Here is an 8,052-nt window from a genome sequence, read left to right on the forward strand (position 1 = left end):
ATCATCAGATTCTTTATTATCATCTAAGCCCAAATCTTCAGGTAAATCTAAATTATCTATATCAGCAGATACTTTGTCATCGCCTAAATCTTCGGGCAAGTCTAAACCATCATCAGATTCTTTATTATCATCTAGATTTTCAGGTAAATCTAAACTATCCAAATCATCAATAGAAGGCAAACCATTATCTTCTGCAGGTAATGAATTTGCCATATGTTCATCTGTAAAAACTGACTTAAAACGATTATAGTCTTCTTCTGATATTTCTTTTGGTAATGCTTTGTTTCCTATTAAAAAAGCAATACTTCCTAGTTTTTCTAAATCTTCTATTTTAGGCATATTCAATCATCTAATATAATTTTTTTAGTTAACATATTAAATTATAGTCAAACTATAAAAATATGTCAACTAAATTATCGGATATTACTAAAATTACAATAGCATATTATTTAGAAGAAATTTCTATTTGTTTATGAAGTTTTGAAATTTTTTCAGCATTCCTTCTTGCTTCTTCAACATTAATTACCATCTGTTTAGACAATTTATCGATTTCTTCTTTAATCATTACCGAATTTATATCTTTTGGATATAATGCAGTTTCTACTAATATCCCTATAACATTATTTGTAACTTCAGCAATTCCTTCTTCTACATACATGTTGATAAGCCTATTATCTTCATTATATATTCTAAGTTCGCCATATCCTATACTTACAATATAAGGGCAATGATCTAAATGTATAGAAACATAGCCGTCATGTGAAGGTATTTCTACATGATCCACTTTTATCGATCTCAATATAGGACCATTTTTGGTAATTACCGAGCAAGTTAAAGCTTTTTTATTTTTTTTGACAGTAGCAGCCATATAAAACTCTCAAAATTAAATTATCTTTTTATATTTTAAAACAAAAATTATAAATATCAATGAAATAATAAATAAAATTAATAATATTAGAGAAATAAAAAATAAGAATCTGATAACTATTTTTAAAGAATTTATTTCTGAATATACATACTGAAATTCTTTTTTAATTTTAGCGTCTATTTTTTTAGATATTTCTTTTTCTTTTTCATCTATTTTACTGTATATTTTTTTAGCTCTATTCTCCATAGTTGTAGTCTTCACCAAATCTCCAACCATATTGGCAGATGATAGAACAGTTAATACAACATTAATCCAACTCATAAATATTCCTATTAATAGTAAATTATTTTCCCTTATCCATTATATTGTATAAATATTCATCAGGTTTAACTATTTCTCCTTTTTTGTTTACGAAAGGGTGTAAAGTGTATCCTGTACTGTATAGTATATTTTCATTTTCTTTACTTCTTATTTCATATTTAAGTTTTAAAGAAACATTTTTAAGCTTTTCTATGCTTGTATAAACCACTATAACTTCATCATATCTTATAGAAATTTTATAATCTACAAAAGCCTCTTTAACTGGAAGCATTATATTATATTTATCTTCCATATCCTTATATGAAATTCCCAATTCCCTTAAAAGTTCTGTTCTTCCTATTTCAAAATATCTAAGATAATTAGAATGATATACAACTCCCATTTGATCAGTATCAGCATATATTACCCTTATTTCTGTTTTATTAATATGAGCCATTCTCTTAAACTCCTAATAAAAAATAAATTGTAATATTTAAATTATAACATAAATAAAAAAATATAGAATATTCTTTTTATAAACAATATATTATTATAGTGTTTATATGTATTATTTCGTTATTTATACATATAAAGTACTTTAAATTATATTATAATAATTTTTATATGTTTTTAATTTGCGAATTTAATTGATAAAAACTTTAGTATAAAATATTAAAAATGTTTTTTATATATTGATATTATATTAAATTTTGTATATAATCTATTACTATGAAAAATGGAAAAGTAATATTTCCCGGAACATTTGATCCTTTCACTTTAGGACATTTAGATTTGCTTAATAGATTAGCAATCATTTTTGATAAAGTTTATATATCTTTGGCTATAAATTTAGATAAATCTCCTACTTTTACTATAGAAGAGAGAGCCAATATGATAAGAAAGAGTATTGGAGAGAGTGATACAATAGAAATAGTTTCTATAGACGGACTCGTTATAGAATATATGAAAAAAAATGATATAAAAGTATTGGCTAGAGGTATAAGAGACAGTGAAGATTTGTATTATGAATTAAAAATGTCAAGAATGAATAAATTATTATATCCAGAAATGGATACTATATTTTTACATACATCTGAAAATTATGCTTATCTAAGTTCTTCTTTGATAAAGCAAATACTTAAATTCAATGGTCCTATAGACGGATTGGTTCCAGAAATAATAATAGATGATATTAAATCCAAATTCATAAAAAAATAAGAATAAAGATTGAAATATGAAGAATTTTTACCTAGAAAATTACGGCTGCCAAATGAATAAGGCGGATTCAAATAGTTTAATCAATTCGCTTATGCAAGAAGGCTTTGTACAAACAGAAAATCATGAAAATGCTGATAATATAATCATAAATACTTGCAGTGTAAGAGCACATGCTGAAGAGAGAGTATTTTCAAGAGTTAAACTATTTAATGCAAATAGAAAAAAAAGTAAAAAAGATACTAAAATAATCATTATGGGCTGTATGGCTCAAACTTCTAAAGAACATCTTCAAAATCTTGGTGTTGATAAGATATTTGATGTATATAATGAAGTTAATATTATAGATTATTTGAAAGATGAGGAAGTTTTTGTAAGAAAATTCAATGATAATTATATATTTCAAAAATCCTATGTAGATGAAGATAAACCGCATAAAGCATTCATACCTATATCGCATGGATGTAATAATTGGTGTACTTACTGTATAGTGCCTCATACTAGGGGAAAAATGGTGAGCAGAAAATCTTCCGAAATAGAAGAAGAATTAAAAAGACTTATAGATGATGGAGCCAAAGAAATTACTTTACTTGGGCAGAATGTTAATTCTTATGGTCTTGATATTGATAATGAAATTAATTTTACAGAATTATTATACAAATTAGATAAAGTCGTTTATGAATATGCTAAAGATAAAGTATGGATAAGATTTTTAACTTCTCATCCTAAAGATTTTGATAAGGATTTGGCTGATGCTATATGGAATTTGAATAGCTTATGCAAACATATACATTTACCTTTTCAAAGCGGTTCTGACAGAATATTAAATTTGATGAATAGAAAATATACAAAAGATGAATATATAGAGAAAGTATCATATTTAAGAGATTATGTTGATGATTTCCCAATTTCTACTGATATTATAGTAGGCTATGCTGATGAAACAGAAGAAGAGTATAATGAAACTTTAAATGTACTTGAAAGTATTGGTTTTGAGGAGGCTTATCTCTATAAATATTCAGAAAGGGAAGGTTCTATTGCCTACAAAAAGAAGGTTCAGTATGATAAAGAGGTAGGGGCAAGAAGACTTACTAAACTTGTTAATCATCAAAGAGAATTGGCTCAGAAATTATTGTCAAAGCAGGTTGGTAAAAAAACTTCTGTAATGATAGATGATATAGCTAAAGATAATATGCATTATTTATGCAGAAGTAAGGAAAATAGAATAATACTTGTAAAAAAAGAAAAAGAGCTTAATATGGGTGATATTTTTAATGCTGAAGTTACTGAGATAAAGAGTCATACTTTAATAGGAAGCATTATATCATAATATTATAAGGTTTATATATGACTTATTTAGAATACAGTTTTAATAATAATGGGAATAGGGTAGATGCGAGAAAAACTTTAGAAAATATAATACTTTCTATGGCTCAAAATCATTATAATAAAAATAATCTTGTAATATTTAGAGAAGAAAATAAAAAGCCTTATTTTAATAATGAAAATAGTTTATATTTTAATGGTACTCATACTTCGGAATTATTTGCTGCTGTTATGAGTGATGAGTATAATGTAGGTATAGATGCTGAAAATATAGTAAAAAGAGATTTTTTTTCTATAGCAGAAGAATATTTTTATAAAAGTGAAATAGAATATCTTAAAAATACTCATAAATTAGAAATAGATTTTTTTACAATATGGACTATTAAAGAAGCTTATATAAAAATGCTTGGAAAAACTATATTCGATATAAAAAATTCCATAGAAGTTGATTTAAAAGAAAGAATTATAAGAAATGCAGAGAATTCATTTTTTTCCAGCTTTATACTTGATGACAGTTATATAGTTAGTATATGTTGCAACAATATTAATACAAAAGATGAAGTAAAATTAAATATTCAGGACTTCAATTTGAATCTTATATTTACATATCCTATACTTCCTAGCATTGATATAAATATATAATTTTTTATACTATTGACTTTTTTAATTGTAGATTATACACTTATATTACTTAGTGATAAATGTTATTAAAAACTAATGAGTATATTTATGCTTAATAGAATATTTTTATCAGCAATATTATTTGTGCTGTCATTCAGCAATATTTTATTATCACAGGATATATCTTTTAAAGTTACAGGAATATCTGGCTTGGCTTTTATAGAAAAAACAGATATAAATAAATCATTAAGAGCTTTCAGAGGAAGCGAAGTACATAATGAATATAGATTAAGAACTACAAGCGATACTAAAGTAGAACTTACTCTAAATAGAAGAGGAGATAAAATAGGAACTATTATAGTGCCTCAAAATACTATACTTCTTGTTAATTCTCCTATATCAAAAGATTATAATAGAATTTCAATTTCCTTATTAGAAGGGTATATCAGTGTTAATATCTCTAAAAATATGGATTCTTTGGTTGAAATACATACTCCAACTACTACTTCAATTGTAAAAGGTACTAGTTTTGAAGTTGCTTTTTCTGAAAATGGTTCCACTATAGTTGTTTTACAGGAAGGGACTATTGATGTAGTTACGGATAATGATGAGAAAGTATTGAATCCTAGAGAGGCTTATATTAATACAATAGATAATCAGTCCAAACTTTTTAATCAGAATGTAGACAGCGATCCTATAGTTTTTTTGAATAAGGGTGAAGAGGCATCTAGAGAAGATTATATATATACTATAGAAAATCTTATGTATGCTATGGAAAATATTTCTTATAATGATGATAATTTTGTATCGATTAATAGTATAAATAATAATGTTGAAGAAAGTGAAAATAGAATTAAAAATCTTGAAATGAAGCATTATAGAATGATAGCAGCTAATGAGGGATATTATAATACAATAATAAAATTAATAAATTTGTATTCTGATAAAAAAAATGAGATGATTCCTTATGCTAGAAGATCATTAACTTTATATGCTGCTAATCAAAGAGCTATAAGCAAAATGAGTTCATCGGTAATAAAAACGAGAGAGAAATTTAATTCTATAAAGAAAAAATTTGATGAAAGAATGATAAGTACTTCAATAGCAAATTAATGATTATTTATAAATCGAATATATTTTTTATCTCTGAATATTTTATCAATTTTGATATATAAAAATTTCTGTCATATTCGGCAAGTAATATTTTTGCTCTTTTTATAAATTCATTTTCATCATAAATTATCAAATCTATATATATATTGTATATCCCCATAGCTTCTCCAAGTACAATACCTATTTCTTTATTTCCAAGCACCTCTTTTTTCAATCTATCCTGTATTTCATATCTTTCTTTAAGTATTTTTCTTCTTATATCTTCATTATCATTTTCATCATCATACGGATAGTATAAAAATAAAGCTTTGGCACCAAATTTTGATATTTCCATCATATCATAAATATTTTCATTATAGTAATCATTAATAGTTTCATAATATGAAGTGGAACCAGCTATTATATCATACCTTAATATATTTGAATCTTTTGGCTCAAATGTATATGAAAAGTATTGATTTATAGGATCTGTAATAATTTCCTTTCTATATAAAGATAAAGTTTTTTTCATATATTCTTCTAATTCTGTAAGCGGTATCATATTTGTTAATTTTTTATCGCTTATATCAACATACCTTATATAAATTCTTGATAAAGCCTCTCCTATAGAATTTTCCATTATAAGGAAGAATATATTATATGTTTCCTCCATATCAGAATTATTTAATTCATTTAATTGTTTGTTATAGAAAATCAAATCAAATTTATCATTTTCTTCATCGAATTCTATTTTTATAAAAACATCTTGTATTTCTATTTTTTTATCATGTATTTCAACAGTGAAATTAACGCCATTAGAACTAGGAAGACATGAAAAAAAACTCCATTTTTCTTTTAATCTTTCAGGCATAGAATATATTATTCTAGGAAGCAGATAAAAAAGATAATTTCTTCCGTCAATATTAAATGTAAAATTGTGATCTTTTCCAATATTGAAAACTAAATTATCATTTATTATTTTTAATCCATTAGATAAAAAAGCATTTATATTTTTAAATTCGTATTTAATAATATTTTCTATTTCTAATTCATTTTTTTCAAACCACTGCCAAAATAACTCAATTCTATCAATAAAATTCAATTTATTATATTCATATTCAAAACATAAAGAATATAATCTTTTTGCACTATTTAATATATCTTCAGTATTATCTATTATTTTATTATCATTTTCTAATATTTCAATAGTTCTATTAAAATATTGTTTAGCTGTTTCTTTATCATTTTTATAATAATAAGCATATCCAGTTCTAAAATACCATAGGGGATCAAATAAACCATCCTCTCTTATATACATTAAATTATCTAAAGCTTCATCATAATTTTGAACATTATTAAATGCCCTAGCAAGCAATGAAATAATTTCATAATCTCTTTCATCTTCATTTATAGAATATATAAGTTCTATTATTTTTTGATGTTTATCTTGCTTATGTAAATATTCTATTTTTTCTATTAATTTTTTATTCATATTTATTTACCTATATAGTAATTATATTACAATATTTTTATAAAAAAATCTATTTTTTAATATTAAGTAATTGATAGTTTTTTGTTTTTATACTTGACAAAATTGTTTTAATGTAGTAATATATGTTACTCATAGTATTGTAAAAAATAAAATATATATAAATTGGAGATAAGCTATAATGTATGCAATCGTAGAAGTAAAAGGTAAGCAATACAAGGTAGAAAAAGGTCAAGATATACTAATAGAATATCTAGGCGATGAAGCTAAAGAAGCTCCTGAAATAAAAACACTTCTTCTTAAAAAAGATGATGAAAGTGTTTTAGTAGGAACACCTTATGTTGATGGCGTAAAAGTAAGTTCTAAAATAGTAGAAATGATGAAAGGCGATAAAGTAGTTATAGGAAAGCATAAAAGAAGAAAAGACTATAGAAGAAAAACAGGACATAGACATAAATATCATAAAATTACTATTGAAGATATATCTCTTTAATGGCGTCTTTTGTTACTGTATTCTATAATAGTGAATGCGTTTTAGAATGCTTAGCAGTAGAAGGACATGCAGGTATTAAGAAATCTGGCGAAGGGTATGAAGTCTGTATTGCTTTGAGTACATTAACTCAAGCATTATATAGAACTGTAATTGCTTCGATAGGAAATGATTTCTTTATATACAAAATAAATAATGGTTTTTTGAGTTTAGAACTTATAAATTATGATAAACTCGAAAATGACAAGAAAAAAGAATATAAAATAGTTAGTAATGGATATTTGATAGGTATAAAATCTTTAATAAAAGAGTATCCTGATTTTATAAAATATAAAGAGGAGTATAAAAATGGCACATAAAAAAGGTGGCGGAAGTTCCAAAAACGGACGTGATAGTCAATCTAAACGTTTAGGTGTTAAAGTTTATGGTGGACAAAAAGTTATATCTGGCAACATTATAGTTAGACAAAGAGGTACTAAATTCCATGCAGGAAAAAATGTTGATATAGGTCGTGATCATACTATATTCGCTACTGCTTCTGGTTATGTTAAGTTCCATACTAACAAATTCGGAAAGAAAACTATTTCAGTTGTTGCTGAATAATAAAAATTATTTATATAAATTTAATATCTCGGCTGATTAATTATTATT

The 8,052-nt window shown here is 24.6% G+C and carries 11 protein-coding genes and 1 pseudogene; 7 read left to right on the forward strand and 5 right to left on the reverse strand.

Features of this window, described 5'->3' with window-relative positions; all coding sequences use genetic code 11:
* The 4 genes and pseudogenes from Q1J76_RS07965 to Q1J76_RS07980 all read right to left on the reverse strand — a co-directional run.
* Window positions 1–339 (reverse strand): annotated as a pseudogene (locus Q1J76_RS07965) (periplasmic flagellar collar protein FlcA); the annotation flags it as partial.
* A gap of 106 nt (window positions 340–445) precedes the next feature.
* Window positions 446–868 (reverse strand): F0F1 ATP synthase subunit delta/epsilon, encoded by a 423-nt coding sequence (locus Q1J76_RS07970; RefSeq protein WP_300369437.1) that lies wholly within the window; start codon window positions 866–868, stop codon window positions 446–448.
* A gap of 15 nt (window positions 869–883) precedes the next feature.
* Window positions 884–1,189 (reverse strand): hypothetical protein, encoded by a 306-nt coding sequence (locus Q1J76_RS07975; protein ID WP_300369439.1) that lies wholly within the window; start codon window positions 1,187–1,189, stop codon window positions 884–886.
* A 22-nt stretch (window positions 1,190–1,211) separates the two neighbouring features.
* Window positions 1,212–1,625 carry an acyl-CoA thioesterase gene (locus Q1J76_RS07980; RefSeq protein ID WP_300369442.1) on the reverse strand — a complete coding sequence of 138 codons (414 nt, stop codon included), beginning with the start codon at window positions 1,623–1,625 and terminating at the stop codon, window positions 1,212–1,214.
* A gap of 272 nt (window positions 1,626–1,897) precedes the next feature.
* On the opposite strand from Q1J76_RS07980, the gene coaD reads away from it, so the two are divergent.
* The 4 genes from coaD to Q1J76_RS08000 all read left to right on the forward strand — a co-directional run bounded on the left by coaD (window position 1,898) and on the right by Q1J76_RS08000 (window position 5,443).
* The gene (gene coaD / locus Q1J76_RS07985) at window positions 1,898–2,386 is read left to right on the forward strand and encodes a pantetheine-phosphate adenylyltransferase (RefSeq protein WP_300369446.1); all 489 of its coding nucleotides are present in this window, start codon (window positions 1,898–1,900) and stop codon (window positions 2,384–2,386) included.
* Window positions 2,387–2,402: 16 nt separating this feature from the next.
* On the forward strand, window positions 2,403–3,713 hold the full coding sequence (gene miaB / locus Q1J76_RS07990; protein WP_300369449.1) for a tRNA (N6-isopentenyl adenosine(37)-C2)-methylthiotransferase MiaB: 1,311 nt from the start codon (window positions 2,403–2,405) through the stop codon (window positions 3,711–3,713).
* Window positions 3,714–3,730: 17 nt separating this feature from the next.
* On the forward strand, window positions 3,731–4,351 hold the full coding sequence (locus tag Q1J76_RS07995) for a 4'-phosphopantetheinyl transferase family protein (RefSeq protein ID WP_300369452.1): 621 nt from the start codon (window positions 3,731–3,733) through the stop codon (window positions 4,349–4,351).
* 87 nt (window positions 4,352–4,438) lie between these two features.
* A complete protein-coding gene (locus Q1J76_RS08000; protein ID WP_300369455.1) occupies window positions 4,439–5,443 on the forward strand; it encodes a FecR domain-containing protein in 1,005 nt (334 codons plus the stop codon).
* A 7-nt stretch (window positions 5,444–5,450) separates the two neighbouring features.
* Here the strand turns inward: Q1J76_RS08000 and Q1J76_RS08005 are convergent, their stop codons facing one another.
* On the reverse strand, window positions 5,451–6,914 hold the full coding sequence (locus Q1J76_RS08005; protein WP_300369458.1) for a tetratricopeptide repeat protein: 1,464 nt from the start codon (window positions 6,912–6,914) through the stop codon (window positions 5,451–5,453).
* A 178-nt stretch (window positions 6,915–7,092) separates the two neighbouring features.
* Between Q1J76_RS08005 and rplU the strand changes: the two genes are divergently transcribed.
* The 3 genes from rplU to rpmA are packed head-to-tail and all read left to right on the forward strand — an operon-like array spanning window position 7,093 to window position 8,004.
* The gene (rplU, locus tag Q1J76_RS08010) at window positions 7,093–7,404 is read left to right on the forward strand and encodes a 50S ribosomal protein L21 (RefSeq protein ID WP_300369461.1); all 312 of its coding nucleotides are present in this window, start codon (window positions 7,093–7,095) and stop codon (window positions 7,402–7,404) included.
* The gene (locus tag Q1J76_RS08015) at window positions 7,404–7,760 is read left to right on the forward strand and encodes a ribosomal-processing cysteine protease Prp (protein WP_300369464.1); all 357 of its coding nucleotides are present in this window, start codon (window positions 7,404–7,406) and stop codon (window positions 7,758–7,760) included. The genes rplU and Q1J76_RS08015 overlap by 1 nt, the downstream gene beginning before the upstream one ends.
* The gene (gene rpmA / locus Q1J76_RS08020; RefSeq protein WP_300369467.1) at window positions 7,750–8,004 is read left to right on the forward strand and encodes a 50S ribosomal protein L27; all 255 of its coding nucleotides are present in this window, start codon (window positions 7,750–7,752) and stop codon (window positions 8,002–8,004) included. Before Q1J76_RS08015 ends, rpmA begins: the two co-directional genes overlap by 11 nt.
* Window positions 8,005–8,052: the final 48 nt, after the last annotated feature.

Origin of the sequence: Brachyspira sp. (genome assembly GCF_029258575.1) — a bacterium.
In the GTDB taxonomy this organism is placed as follows: Bacteria; Spirochaetota; Brachyspiria; order Brachyspirales; family Brachyspiraceae; genus Brachyspira.